This window comes from Streptomyces sp. NPDC104106 (assembly GCF_055584345.1).
Genome location: NZ_JBVJMF010000008.1, coordinates 111,807 through 124,650, shown reverse-complemented (window position 1 = coordinate 124,650; position 12,844 = coordinate 111,807). Strand labels below are relative to the sequence as shown.

The window sequence follows — 12,844 nt, the reverse complement described above, 5'->3', positions numbered from 1 at the left end:
CGGCGTCCCCTGTCGCCGGGTCAGGCCTTTGCGAGCCTGTCGCGGGCCGCCATCAGCGCGAAGCCCAGCAGGTTCAGCCCTCTCCAGCGCTCCGGGTCAGCCGCCGCCTCGTCGCCCGCCGCGAGGCCGATGCCCCAGACCCGGTCCACCGGGCTCGCCTCCACCAGCACACGGTCACCGGTGCCGAGGAGGTACGCGCGCAGGGCGTCGTCCGCCGCGAACTTGTGCACGCTGCCCTCGACCACGATGCGGTACCGCTCCCGCTCCCATATCGCCTCGTCGAAGCCCCGGACCAGCCGGCCGGCCTTCTTCGCCTGCGAGGGATGCCCGGCGGCGAGGACCTTGCGCTCGGCCTCCGCGTCCTCGAAGAGCCGCGCCTTGCCCGCCATCATCCAGTGCTCGGCCGTCGCGTACTCCACCCCGCCCACCACGAACGGCGACGGCCACCACTGGCTCAGACAGCCCGCGCCGACGCCGCCGTCCTTGCGCGGCCGGTGCCCCCAGAAGTGCAGGTACCTGATGTGCGTGCCCGCGCGGACCTCGCTGATCAGGGCTTCCACCCCGTCGATCTTCCCCATGCACGCGAGTCTGGCACGCACCACTGACACTCCGTCCGCCCTTTTCCGGTACGACTCGACACCTGGTCGACAGATTCCGTCGCGTAACCAAAAGGCAACAACGGAATCACTTGTTGGAGTCCCGTAGCTCTGTCAGGATCGGCACTCAATTCGAGCTGGAGCTACGCCACCCACCCCCGGACGGGGCACACGGCGGAGGAGGGCGACATGCACAACCCGGGTACCGTCCCGGAACGGTTTCCCGCGCGGGACCGGTTCGCCGAGGGCGCGCAGTTCATCGCGGGCCGCCTGACGAAGGGCACCTCCGGCCGCACGCACGCGGTGGTCGATCCGGCGAACGGCGCGGAGGTGTACACCTACGAACTGGCCGGCACCGAGGACGTCGACGCGGCCGTGGCCGCCGCGCGGGAGGCGTTCCGGGACTGGTCCTCGGCCACGCCGGGCGAGCGTTCCGACGCCCTGCACCGGTTCGCCGCCGTAATCGCCGACCGGGCCGAGGAGTTCGCCCGCGCCGAGTCCCTGCAGTGCGGCAAGCCGCTGAAGCTCACCCGCGAGTTCGACGTGCCGGGCACCATCGACAACACGGCCTTCTTCGCGGGCGCCGCCCGGCACCTGGCCGGCCAGTCCGCCGGCGAGTACTCCGGTGACCACACCTCGTACGTCCGCCGGGAACCCATCGGAGTCGTCGGCTCCATCGCCCCCTGGAACTACCCCCTCCAGATGGCCGCGTGGAAGATCCTCCCGGCGATCGCAGCGGGCAACACGATCGTGCTGAAGCCCGCCGAGCCGACGCCGCTCACCTCGCTGTTGTTCGCCCAGGCGGCCACGGACGCCGGTCTGCCGGACGGTGTGGTCAACATCGTCACCGGGACCGGGAAGGAGGCGGGGGAGCACCTCGTCGGGCATCCCGGCGTCGCCATGACCTCCTTCACCGGGTCCACGGCCGTCGGCAGGCGCGTCGCCGAGGTCGCCACCGCGACCGTCAAGCGCCTGCATCTGGAACTGGGCGGCAAGGCACCCTTCGTGGTGTTCGACGACGCCGACCTGGAGGCCGCGGCCCACGGCGCCGTCGCCGGCGCGCTCATCAACACCGGGCAGGACTGCACGGCCGCCACGCGCGCGTACGTGCAGCGCCCGCTGTACGAGGCGTTCGTGGAGCGGACGGCCGCGCTGATGGAGACCGTGCGGCTGGGGGATCCCTTCGCGCCCGGTACCGACCTCGGGCCGCTCGTCTCGCACGTCCAGCGCGACCGGGTCGCCGGCTTCGTGGACCGTGCGCGTGCCTACGCGCGCGTGGTGACCGGCGGCGAGGCCCCGCGAGGGGACCTGGCGAGCGGTGCCTACTACCGGCCGACGCTGATCGCCGACGCGGCCCAGGACAGCGAGATCGTCCAGTCCGAGATCTTCGGCCCGGTCCTGGTCGTCCTGCCGTTCGACAGCGACGACGACGGCATCCGGTTGGCCAACGACACCCCGTACGGCCTCGCCGCCTCCGCCTGGAGCCGCGACGTGTACCGGGCGGGCCGGGCCACCCGCGAGATCAGGGCGGGCTGTGTGTGGATCAACGACCACATCCCGATCATCAGCGAGATGCCGCACGGCGGCTACAAGGCGTCCGGCTTCGGCAAGGACATGTCCGTGTACTCCTTCGAGGAGTACACGCAGGTCAAGCACGTAATGTTCGACAACACCGCGGTGGCCGCGAAGGACTGGCACCGCACCGTCTTCGGGGACCGATAGCCGATCGGGCCCCGACCCGGCCCACCCCTCCCGAAAGGGCACCACGCGCATGGAGAGTCACGAGCCCGGCCCTGTGACGCCGGTCGAATTCGCCGCCGTACGGCGCGGTCTCCGTCAGGGCCGGGCCGCGTTGACCCGCCGGTCGCTGCTGCGCGCCTCCGCGGGCGGCGCGCTCGCGGCCGGCGGACTCGGGGGCCTGAGCGCCTGCGGGATCCCCGCGGCGACCAAGACCCAGGGCGGTGTCTCCGCCGACGACCACTCCGCCACCGAGAAGATCGTCAACTTCTCCAACTGGCCCCAGTACATCGACGTGGACGCCAAGGGCAAGGGCCGTCCCACGCTCGATCACTTCGCGCGGCAGTCCGGCATCAAGGTCACCTACACCGAGGACATCAACGACAACGACGAGTTCTTCGGCAAGCTCCAGCCCGAGCTGGCCGCCGGCCACGACACCGGCCGCGACCTCGTCGTGCTCACCGACTGGCTGGCCGCCCGCATGATCCGGCTCGGGTACGTCCAGAAACTGGACCCGGCCAACCTGCCGCACGCCTTCGCCAACCTGTCGGACCAGTTCCGCGCCCCCGACTGGGATCCGGGCCGCGCCTACTCGTACCCCTGGCAGGGCATCTCGACCGTCATCGCCTACAACAAGAAGGCGCTCGACGGCGTCGAGGTGAAGTCGGTCTCCGACCTGCTGGACAACCCCCGGCTCAAGGGCCGCGTCGGCTTCCTCACCGAGATGCGCGACAGCATCGGCATGACCATGCTCGACATGGGCAAGGACCCGGCGAAGTTCGCCGACGACGACTTCGACCAGGTGATCGCCCGCCTGCAGAAGGCCGTGGACAAGGGCCAGATCCGCCGCTTCACCGGCAACGACTACACCTCCGACCTCACCAAGGGCGACTTCGCCGCCTGCCTTGCCTGGGGCGGCGACATCGTCCAACTCCAGGCGGACAGCCCGGACGTCGGCTACCTCATCCCCGACAGCGGCTACATGTCCTCGACCGACAACCTGCTCATCCCCAACAAGGCCCGCCACAAGACCAACGCCGAGCGGCTCATCGACTACTACTACGAGCCCGAGCCCGCCGCCGAGCTGGCCGCCTACATCAACTACGTGAGCCCCGTCGCCGGAGTACAGCCCTACCTTGCGAAAATCGACGCCTCGGCGGCGAAGAACCCGCTGATCATTCCCGACAAGGCCATGCAGGCGAAGTCCCATGCCTTCCGCGTGCTGAGGCAAGCGGAAGAGACGGCCTACCAGCAGAAGTTCTCGAAGCTCACAGGGGCGTGACGACGATGACGACACCAGACAACAGCGGCGACGTCCGCCTCTCCGGTATCAGCAAGACCTACGACAACGGCTTCACCGCCGTGCACCCGCTGGACCTCACCGTGCCGCAGGGCTCCTTCTTCGCCCTGCTCGGCGCCTCCGGCTGCGGCAAGACCACCACCCTGCGCATGATCGCGGGCCTGGAGGAACCTTCCTCCGGCACCGTGCGCCTCGGCGACCAGGACGTCACCCACCTGCCGCCGTACAAGCGGCCGGTGAACACGGTCTTCCAGTCCTACGCCCTCTTCCCGCACCTGGACATCTTCGAGAACGTCGCCTTCGGCCTGCGCCGGCGGGGCATCAAGAGCGTGAAGAAACAGGTCGAGGAGATGCTGGACCTCGTCCAGCTCGGCGAGCAGGCGCGCAAGAAGCCGCACCAGCTCTCCGGCGGCCAGCAGCAGCGCGTCGCCGTCGCCCGCGCCCTCATCAACCACCCCAAGGTGCTGCTCCTCGACGAGCCGCTCGGTGCCCTCGACCTCAAGCTGCGCCGCCAGATGCAGCTGGAGCTCAAGCGCATCCAGACCGAGGTCGGCATCACCTTCGTCCACGTCACGCACGACCAGGAGGAGGCCATGACCATGGCCGACACGGTCGCCGTGATGAACGCGGGCCGCGTGGAGCAGCTGGGCTCGCCCACCGACCTCTACGAGAACCCGAACACCACCTTCGTCGCGAACTTCCTCGGCACCTCCAACCTCATCGAGGCCGAGGTCGACACCAAGAGCGGGGACGACATCGTCCTCAAGGCCGGCGGCGGCAAGCTCGTGCTGCCCGGGTCGCGATGTTCGGCGCCCACGCCGGCCGGCGGCAAGGTGCTGGTCGGCATCCGCCCCGAGAAGATCTCCCTCACCCACGCCGACGACGCGGGCGGGATACCGCAGGGCCGCAACCGGCTCACCGGCACGATCGCCGACGCGAGCTTCATCGGCGTCTCCACGCAGTACGTGATCGACAGCCCGGTCTGCGCCGAACTCTCGGTCTACGTCCAGAACGTCGAGCGCGACGGCCGGCTCGTGCCCGGCGCCGACGTCGTCCTGCACTGGAGCCCCGCGCACACCTTCGGCCTGGACGCGGCGCAGGACATCGACGCCGGCACCGAGGAAGAGGCGGCCGCCTGATGTCGACGATCACCGAGGCACCACCCCCGCTCGCCCCCGCCGAGCCGGAGGCCGAACCCCCGCGCAGGCGCGGCCGCTTCACGCCGTACTGGCTGCTGCTGCCCGGCCTGCTCTGGCTGGTCGTCTTCTTCGCGCTGCCGATGATCTACCAGGCCTCCACGTCCGTGCAGACGGGTTCGCTGGAGGAGGGCTACAAGGTCACCTGGCACTTCGCGACCTACTGGGACGCGCTGAGCGAGTACTGGCCGCAGTTCCTGCGCTCCGTCCTCTACGCCGCCGCCGCGACGGTGCTGTGCCTGCTGCTCGGCTACCCGCTGGCGTATCTCATCGCGTTCCGCGCGGGCCGCTGGCGGAACCTGATCATGGTCCTGGTGATCGCGCCGTTCTTCACCAGCTTCCTGATCCGCACGCTCGCCTGGAAGACGATCCTCGCGGACAACGGCCCGGTCGTGCACACCCTGAGCTCGCTGCACGTCCTGGGCCTCACCGACTGGCTCGGCTGGACGGCGGGCGACCGTGTCCTCGCCACACCGCTGGCGGTGGTGTGCGGACTGACGTACAACTTCCTGCCGTTCATGATCCTGCCGCTGTACACCTCGCTGGAGCGGATCGACGGGCGGCTGCACGAGGCGGCCGGCGACCTCTACGCCAGGCCCTGGACGACCTTCCGCAAGGTGACCTTCCCGCTGTCGATGCCGGGTGTGGTCTCCGGCACGCTGCTGACGTTCATCCCGGCGGCCGGCGACTACGTCAACTCCGAACTGCTCGGCTCCACCGACACGCGCATGATCGGAAACGTGATCCAGACGCAGTTCCTGCGCATTCTGGACTATCCGACGGCCGCGGCCCTCTCCTTCATCCTCATGGCCGCCATCCTGGCCATGGTCACGATCTACATCCGCCGGGCCGGGACGGAGGATCTGGTCTAAATGCCCTTCGTCAACTGGCTCAAGCGCCATCTCGTCGTGCTGGCGGGACTGCTGACGCTCGCCTACCTGCTGCTGCCGAACGTCATCGTCACCGTGTTCTCCTTCAACAAGCCGAAGGGGCGCTTCAACTACGCGTGGCAGCAGTTCTCGCTGGACGCCTGGAAACAGCCGTGCGGCGTCGCCGACATGTGCGGGTCGCTGTCCGTCAGCCTCCAGATCGCGGTCTGGGCGACGATCGGCGCCACGATCCTCGGCACGATGATCGCCTTCGCGCTGGTCCGCTACCGCTTCCGCGCGCGTGGTGCCGTCAACTCGCTGATCTTCCTGCCGATGGCGATGCCCGAGGTCGTCATGGCCGCCTCGCTGCTCACCCTGTTCCTCAACATGGGCGCCCAGCTCGGCTTCCTGACGATCCTGATCGCGCACGTCATGTTCTGCCTCAGCTTCGTCGTCACCGCGGTCAAGGCGCGCGTGATGTCGATGGACCCGCGCCTGGAGGAGGCCGCCCGGGACCTGTACGCCGGTCCCGCGCAGACCTTCCTGCGGGTCACCCTGCCCATCGCGGCACCCGGGATCGCCGCGGGCGCGCTGCTGTCGTTCGCGCTGTCCTTCGACGATTTCATCATCACCAATTTCAACGCCGGCTCGACCGTCACCTTCCCGATGTTCGTCTGGGGTTCGGCCCAGCGCGGAACCCCGGTGCAGATCAACGTGATCGGTACGGCCATGTTCCTCGTGGCCGTCCTCATCACGCTGTTCTCGATGCTCGTCACCAACCGCCGCAACAACAAGCAAAAGGCGTGAGCCGTTCCGGGCAGCCTTTCAGGAAAACCCTCGTAGGGAGTTGAAATCATGGCCCCGAGCGCCATGAGCCGTGGCAGAGACAACTGGATCGCCTCTCTCTCCGAAGCCCAGCCGGTCCCGTACTGGCTGGAAGACCCCGGAAAGCCCCACGCCGAGCCGGCCCTCACCGGCACCGACACCTGCGACCTGCTGGTGGTCGGCGGCGGCTACAGCGGGCTGTGGACCGCGCTGAACGCCAAGGAGCGCGACCCGCGGCGCGACGTGGTGCTGGTGGAGGGCCGCGAGGCGGGCTGGGCCGCCTCCGGCCGCAACGGCGGCTTCTGCGCCGCCTCCCTCACCCACGGCCTGCCCAACGGCCTGACCCGCTGGCCCGGTGAGATCGGGAAACTGCAGGAGCTGGGTCGGCGCAACCTCGACGAGATCGAGGCCGCCGTCGCCCGGTACGGCATGGACTGCGACTTCGAGCGCACCGGCGAGATCGACGTCGCCACCGAGACCTACCAGGCCTGGGAACTCAAGGACTGGCACCGGGAACTCGAGGCGAAGGGCCTCGCGGAGGGCATCGAGTTCCTGGACGCCGACGCCGTGCGCGCACAGGTGCACTCGCCCACCTTCGAGGCGGGCCTGTGGGACCGGCGGGGCGTGGCCATGCTGCACCCCGCGAAGCTGGCCTGGGGCCTGAAGAAGGCCTGCCGCGCGCTCGGCGTGCGGGTGTACGAGCACACGCCCGCCCTGACACTGAGGCCGTACGGCGCGGGCATGGCCGTGACCACGCCCTACGGTCAGGTCCGCGCCCGCCAGGTCGCCCTCGGCACGAACATCTTCCCGAGCCTGCTGCGCCGGGTACGCTCCTACACCGTCCCGGTCTACGACTACGCCCTGATGACCGAGCCGCTGAGCGAGGGCCAACTCGCGTCCGTCGGCTGGCAGAACCGCCAGGGACTCGGCGACTGCGCCAACCAGTTCCACTACTTCCGGCTGTCCGCCGACAACCGGATCCTTTGGGGCGGCTACGACGCCGTGCACCACTACGGCGGCCGGGTGCGCGCCGAGTACGACGACCGCCCCGAGACCTACGCCAAGCTCGCGGGCCACTTCTTCACCTGCTTCCCGCAGTTGGAAGGCGTCCGCTTCACCCACGCCTGGGGCGGCGCGATCGACACCTGCTCGCGTTTCTCGGCCTTCTTCGGCACCGCGCACCAGGGCAGGGTCGCGTACGCGGCCGGGTACACCGGGCTCGGCGTCGGCGCGACCCGGTTCGGCGCGGACGTGATGCTGGACCTGCTGGCCGGCGAGCGCACCGAGCGCACGGAGCTGGAGATGGTCCGCAGGAAGCCGCTGCCGTTCCCGCCGGAGCCGTTCGCCTGGACCGGGATCGCCCTGACCAAGTGGTCCCTGGCCCGCGCGGACGCGCACGGTGGCCGGCGCAATCTCTGGCTGCGCGCGATGGACCGGCTGGGGCTCGGCTTCGACAGCTGAGCCGACGTGATGCCGATGTGTGACGCAGATCACTCCCAAGGGGCCGCGGAACCCGCGTAATGCCCCCGGAAGGCCTCCCTCTCTCCTGCTGACGCGATCGACCGCGTCGACAGGAGAAGAAGGAGGCCTTCTTGATGACTGGGGCGAAGACGGCCGTCGAATGGCTGGCATCCGTCGCACCGGACCCCGACGCCTGCCGCCGGGAGTGGGAGCGAAACCCCTCGGGGGTCGCGCTGCTGCCCGCCGGCAGGGCCTGGGACGTGCTCATCGTCCCCGGTGAGCTGGGGTATCCGACCCTGGACGTGCTCACCCGCGTCCTCGGCCGGCCCGGCCCGGTGCTCGCCGGCTTCGGCGACGGCCGGGTCGGGTTCTTCGTGTCGCCGGGCACCGCCGCCCGCTGGGTGGGCACCGGTATCCGCACGGCGGGACCCGGCACCTGGATCGTCGTGCCGTACCCGGGCCGGACGACCAGGGGGGTGCGCTGGCTGGTGCCACCGGACGGCTCGGGCACGCTCACCGATCCCGCGCTGCTGGAACTGGCGATGCACGAGGCGGCCGCGGGGCTCGCCGCCGGCCGGGGTGGCGGGACGCCTTGACAAGGATATTGGTCTGGACCAAATTGAGGGTGCGCCCGGAACAGCCGCTCCGCCCCAACTCCCCCCGCCCCGGAGGCCCTTGTGGACCGCGCCAGACGCCCCGGACTCCTCCTCGCCCTGCTGGCGGCCGCCCTGCCGGCCGTGCCCGGCATCACCGCGCTCTCGTCGGCCGCCCGTGCGGCCGACGCGGACGTCCTGACCAACGGCGGCTTCGAGTCCGGCCTCGACGGCTGGACCTGCACCGCCGGTACCGTCGTCAACTCGCCTGTGCACAGCGGGAGTTCCGCGCTCCAGGCGACCCCGGTGGGCAGCGACGACGCCCAGTGCGCACAGACCGTCGCCGTCCGGCCCGGCTCGACGTACACCCTGTCCGGTTACGTCCGCGGCTCCTACGTCTACCTCGGCGCGAACGGCACCGGCACCACCGACGTCTCCACCTGGACCCCGTCCGCCCCCGACTGGCAGAAACTGAGCACCACCTTCACCACCGGTGCCACCACCACGCAGGTGACCGTCTACACCCACGGCTGGTACGGCACCGGTGCCTACGACGCCGACGACCTCTCCCTCGTCGGCCCCGGCGGCAGCGGCACCGGACAGCCGCCCGCCGCACCCGCGGGCCTGACCGTCGGATCCGTCACCGCGTCCTCCGTCACCCTGTCCTGGTCGGCGGTGACCGGCGCCACGGGCTACACGGTCTACCGCGACGGGACGAGGGCGCGGACGGTGACCGGCACGTCCGCCACCGTCACGGGCCTGACGGCCGCGACGGCGTACAGCTTCCAGGTCAGCGCGGGCAACGACGCGGGGGAGTCCGCGAGGTCTGCGGCGGTGACCGCGACGACCACCGCGGCCGGCGGCGGTGGCGGCGGCTCGTCCGGCCTGCCGCCGCACGCCCTCGTCGGCTACCTCCACGCCGGCTTCGCCAACGGCTCCGGCTACACCCGCCTCGCCGACGTCCCCGACAGCTGGGACGTCATCGACCTGGCCTTCGGCGAGCCCACCTCGCCCACCTCCGGCGACATCCGCTTCCACCGCTGCCCGGTCACCGACTGCCCGAACGCCGAGTCCGACGCCGACTTCAAGGCGGCCGTCAAGGCCAAGCGGGCGGCCGGGAAGAAGGTGCTGATCTCGATCGGCGGCCAGAACGGCCAGGTCCGGCTGGCCACCACCGCGGCCCGCGACGCCTTCGTCTCCTCCGTCTCGGACATCATCGACACCTGGGGCCTGGACGGCCTGGACATCGACTTCGAGGGCCACTCGCTGTCCCTGGACACGAACGACACGGACTTCAAGAACCCCACGACCCCCGTGATCGTCAACCTGATCTCGGCCCTGAAGACCCTCAAGGCCAGGTACGGATCCCGGTTCGTCCTCACCATGGCGCCCGAGACATTCTTCGTGCAGAACGGCTACCAGTACTACGGCACCGGCAAGTGGGGCGGCCAGGACCCGCGCTGCGGGGCGTACCTGCCGGTCATCCACGCCCTGCGCGACGACCTCACCCTGCTGCACGTCCAGGACTACAACTCGGGCCCGATCATGGGCCTGGACAACCAGTACCACTCCATGGGCGGCGCCGACTTCCACATCGCCATGACCGACATGCTGCTCACCGGCTTCCCGGTGGCGGGCGACCCGGCCAACGTCTTCCCGCCGCTGCGCCCCGACCAGGTGGCGATCGGCATGCCGGCCTCGACGAACGCGGGCAACGGCTACGTACCGCCGTCCGAGGTCACGAAGACCCTGGACTGCCTGACGAAGAGGACGAACTGCGGCTCGTACCAGACCCACGGGACCTGGCCGGGGCTGCGGGGTCTGATGACGTGGTCGGTGAACTGGGACCGCTACGCGAACTGGGAGTTCCAGAAGAACTTCGACGCGTATTTCGGCTGAGGGCCGCGCCCCGGCCGGCACCGGGCACGAGGGACAGGGCCGTCAGCAGCACGGCGCACAGGCACCAGCTGGCCACCACGTCCAGCGGCCAGTGGTAGCCGTGGCGGACGAGGCCGTACGACACGCCGAGCACCAGGGCCGCGCAGACGGCGACCAGGGTGCGGCGGGCGGCCGCCGAGCGCAGCCAGGGCAGCAGGAGCAGGGTCGCGGAGCCGTACGCGACGGCGGCCGTCGCCGTGTGGCCGGACGGGAAGTAGCCGGTGCCCGGGGGCACCACGGGGGTCCCCGGCCGGGCGGTCCACTCCTTCAGGGGGACGACGATCGCCGGGACCAGCGCCATCAGCGCTGCGGCGGCGACGGGCGGCAGCCACCAGCGCTCCGGACCGGCGCGACGGCCCCGCCACAGGACGAGGACCAGGGCGAACACGAGGACCGGCACGGCGACCTGGACGTTGCCGAGGTCCGAGAGGACCTCGGCGAAGCCGTCCGGACGCACGAGCGCCCGGCTGACGCGGGCGTCCAGGCGCAACAGCGGACCGTGCGCCATGACCTGCCAGGTGAGCAGGACGAAGAGCACGGCCGGGAGGATCAGCAGCGGGGCACGGCGGCGGACGGTCGACACGGCGCCCAGCTTGACAGAGTCGGCACGCGGCGCGGAGAAGGAGGTCGGCCGCCCCGGAACAGGGGGGGTGGTTCCGAGGCGGCCGTCCGGATCGGAACGTCGCGCGCCCCGGGGGGTTTGGGGCGGCGACCGTCCGATCGGTGAGGAGATCCCGGAGCCGTCAGGCGCCGGTTGTGTGCGCGAGGGCACGGCCAGGCCGTAGCTGGGGAGGCCCCGGCCTGAGATCGCCCACAGTCCCCTGTGGGCGGGGTGTATCTCTCATCTGCGTAGAACCTACGGCAGGCGGACGTGCTTGGGCAGCCGGAACGGCGTCCCGCCATCCACCTCGCACACCTTCTTCACACGGCCTGCCGTACGTCCCGTCAGCGGGGAGCGACCCGTGGTTCAGATGCGCGCGAAGGCCTGCTCGATGATGTCGAGACCCTCGTTCAGCAGCTCCTCGCCGATGACCAGCGGGGGCAGGAAGCGCAGCACGTTGCCGTAGGTGCCGCAGGTCAGGACCAGCAGGCCCTCCGCGTGGCAGGCCTTGGCGAGCGCGGCCGTGGCCTGCGGGTCCGGCTCCTTGGTCGCCCGGTCCTTGACCAGCTCGATGGCGATCATGGCGCCGCGGCCGCGCACGTCACCGATGACGTCGAACTTCTCGGCCATGGCGGTGAGGCGGCCCTTCATGACCTCCTCGATGCGCCTGGCCTTGCCGCACAGGTCCTGCTCCTTCATGGTCTCGATGGCACCGAGCGCGGCGGCGCAGGCGACCGGGTTGCCGCCGTAGGTGCCACCGAGGCCGCCGGCGTGCGCGGCGTCCATGATCTCGGCGCGGCCGGTCACGGCGGCGAGCGGCAGACCGCCGGCGATGCCCTTGGCGGTCGTGATCAGGTCCGGGACGATCCCCTCGTCCTCGCACGCGAACCACTGACCGGTCCGGCAGAACCCGCTCTGGATCTCGTCGGCGACGAAGACGATCCCGTTGTCGGCGGCGAACTGGCGGATGGCCGGCAGGAAGCCCTTGGCCGGCTCGATGAAGCCGCCCTCGCCGAGGACCGGCTCGATGATGATCGCGGCGACGTTGTCCGCGCCGACCTGCTTGGCGATCTGGTCGATGGCCTGCTTGGCGGCCTCGGGACCGCAGTTCTCCGCCCCGGTCGGCCAGCGGTACGCGTAGGCCACCGGCACCCGGTACACCTCGGGCGCGAACGGGCCGAAGCCGTGCTTGTACGGCATGTTCTTGGCGGTCAGCGCCATGGTGAGGTTGGTGCGCCCGTGGTACCCGTGGTCGAAGACGACCACGGCCTGCCGCTTGGTGTACGCACGCGCGATCTTGACGGCGTTCTCGACGGCCTCGGCGCCGGAGTTGAACAGCGCGGACTTCTTGGCGTGGTCGCCGGGCGTCAGCTCGGCCAGCGCCTCCGCCACGGCCACGTACCCCTCGTACGGGGTCACCATGAAACAGGTGTGGGTGAAGTCCGCGAGCTGGGCGGAGGCCCGGCGTACGACGGCCTCGGCGGACGCGCCGACGCTGGTCACGGCGATGCCGGAGCCGAAGTCGATGAGGCTGTTGCCGTCCACGTCCTCGATGACGCCGCCGCCGGCGCGGGTGACGAAGACCGGCAGCGTGGAGCCCACGCCCTGCGCGACCGCGGCGGTACGGCGGGCCTGCAACTCCTGCGACTTCGGGCCGGGGATGGCGGTGACGACGCGGCGCTCCTGGGGCAGTGCGGTCATGAGGGGGCTCCTGACGATCTTGCGTAC

The 12,844-nt window shown here is 70.5% G+C and carries 10 protein-coding genes and 1 pseudogene; 8 read left to right on the top strand and 3 right to left on the bottom strand.

The window, feature by feature from the left end; translation table 11 throughout:
- Positions 1-20: 20 nt before the first annotated feature.
- Positions 21-578 carry an NADAR family protein gene (locus ACZ60X_RS20540; RefSeq protein ID WP_469600270.1) on the bottom strand — a complete coding sequence of 186 codons (558 nt, stop codon included), beginning with the start codon at positions 576-578 and terminating at the stop codon, positions 21-23.
- 207 nt (positions 579-785) lie between these two features.
- On the opposite strand from ACZ60X_RS20540, the gene ACZ60X_RS20535 reads away from it, so the two are divergent.
- The 8 genes from ACZ60X_RS20535 (at position 786) to ACZ60X_RS20500 (ending at position 10,476) form a co-directional block, all read left to right on the top strand.
- Positions 786-2,318 (top strand): gamma-aminobutyraldehyde dehydrogenase, encoded by a 1,533-nt coding sequence (locus tag ACZ60X_RS20535; RefSeq protein WP_469600268.1) that lies wholly within the window; start codon positions 786-788, stop codon positions 2,316-2,318.
- A gap of 49 nt (positions 2,319-2,367) precedes the next feature.
- Positions 2,368-3,615 (top strand): ABC transporter substrate-binding protein, encoded by a 1,248-nt coding sequence (locus ACZ60X_RS20530; RefSeq protein WP_469600266.1) that lies wholly within the window; start codon positions 2,368-2,370, stop codon positions 3,613-3,615.
- Complete coding sequence (locus tag ACZ60X_RS20525; protein WP_469600264.1) at positions 3,612-4,772, top strand: ABC transporter ATP-binding protein; 1,161 nt, start codon at positions 3,612-3,614, stop codon at positions 4,770-4,772. Before ACZ60X_RS20530 ends, ACZ60X_RS20525 begins: the two co-directional genes overlap by 4 nt.
- Positions 4,772-5,701, top strand: coding sequence for an ABC transporter permease (locus ACZ60X_RS20520; RefSeq protein ID WP_469600262.1), 930 nt, complete (start codon positions 4,772-4,774; stop codon positions 5,699-5,701). Before ACZ60X_RS20525 ends, ACZ60X_RS20520 begins: the two co-directional genes overlap by 1 nt.
- The gene (locus ACZ60X_RS20515; protein ID WP_469600260.1) at positions 5,702-6,505 is read left to right on the top strand and encodes an ABC transporter permease; all 804 of its coding nucleotides are present in this window, start codon (positions 5,702-5,704) and stop codon (positions 6,503-6,505) included.
- A 48-nt stretch (positions 6,506-6,553) separates the two neighbouring features.
- Positions 6,554-7,984 carry an NAD(P)/FAD-dependent oxidoreductase gene (locus ACZ60X_RS20510; protein ID WP_469600258.1) on the top strand — a complete coding sequence of 477 codons (1,431 nt, stop codon included), beginning with the start codon at positions 6,554-6,556 and terminating at the stop codon, positions 7,982-7,984.
- A gap of 134 nt (positions 7,985-8,118) precedes the next feature.
- Complete coding sequence (locus ACZ60X_RS20505; RefSeq protein WP_469600256.1) at positions 8,119-8,580, top strand: bifunctional DNA primase/polymerase; 462 nt, start codon at positions 8,119-8,121, stop codon at positions 8,578-8,580.
- An 81-nt stretch (positions 8,581-8,661) separates the two neighbouring features.
- Complete coding sequence (locus tag ACZ60X_RS20500; RefSeq protein ID WP_469600254.1) at positions 8,662-10,476, top strand: chitinase; 1,815 nt, start codon at positions 8,662-8,664, stop codon at positions 10,474-10,476.
- On the opposite strand, the pseudogene ACZ60X_RS20495 reads toward ACZ60X_RS20500, so the two are convergent.
- Positions 10,418-11,023, bottom strand: a pseudogene (locus tag ACZ60X_RS20495) (phosphatase PAP2 family protein); the annotation flags it as partial. The gene ACZ60X_RS20500 and the pseudogene ACZ60X_RS20495 sit on opposite strands and share 59 nt — an antisense overlap.
- Before the next feature lie 459 nt (positions 11,024-11,482).
- The gene (gene gabT / locus ACZ60X_RS20490) at positions 11,483-12,817 is read right to left on the bottom strand and encodes a 4-aminobutyrate--2-oxoglutarate transaminase (protein ID WP_469600251.1); all 1,335 of its coding nucleotides are present in this window, start codon (positions 12,815-12,817) and stop codon (positions 11,483-11,485) included.
- Between the last annotated feature and the right edge of the window lie 27 nt (positions 12,818-12,844).

Excerpts from the sequence above, each read along its gene's own strand:
- ACZ60X_RS20510 (WP_469600258.1), top strand. The coding sequence starts at position 6,554 with ATGGCCCCGAGCGCCATGAGCCGTGGCAGAGACAACTGGATCGCCTCT.
- ACZ60X_RS20520 (WP_469600262.1), top strand. The coding sequence starts at position 4,772 with ATGTCGACGATCACCGAGGCACCACCCCCGCTCGCCCCCGCCGAGCCG.
- ACZ60X_RS20530 (WP_469600266.1), top strand. The coding sequence starts at position 2,368 with ATGGAGAGTCACGAGCCCGGCCCTGTGACGCCGGTCGAATTCGCCGCC.
- ACZ60X_RS20540 (WP_469600270.1), bottom strand. The coding sequence starts at position 578 with ATGGGGAAGATCGACGGGGTGGAAGCCCTGATCAGCGAGGTCCGCGCG.
- ACZ60X_RS20535 (WP_469600268.1), top strand. The coding sequence starts at position 786 with ATGCACAACCCGGGTACCGTCCCGGAACGGTTTCCCGCGCGGGACCGG.
- ACZ60X_RS20505 (WP_469600256.1), top strand. The coding sequence starts at position 8,119 with ATGACTGGGGCGAAGACGGCCGTCGAATGGCTGGCATCCGTCGCACCG.
- gabT (WP_469600251.1), bottom strand. The coding sequence starts at position 12,817 with ATGACCGCACTGCCCCAGGAGCGCCGCGTCGTCACCGCCATCCCCGGC.
- ACZ60X_RS20515 (WP_469600260.1), top strand. The coding sequence starts at position 5,702 with ATGCCCTTCGTCAACTGGCTCAAGCGCCATCTCGTCGTGCTGGCGGGA.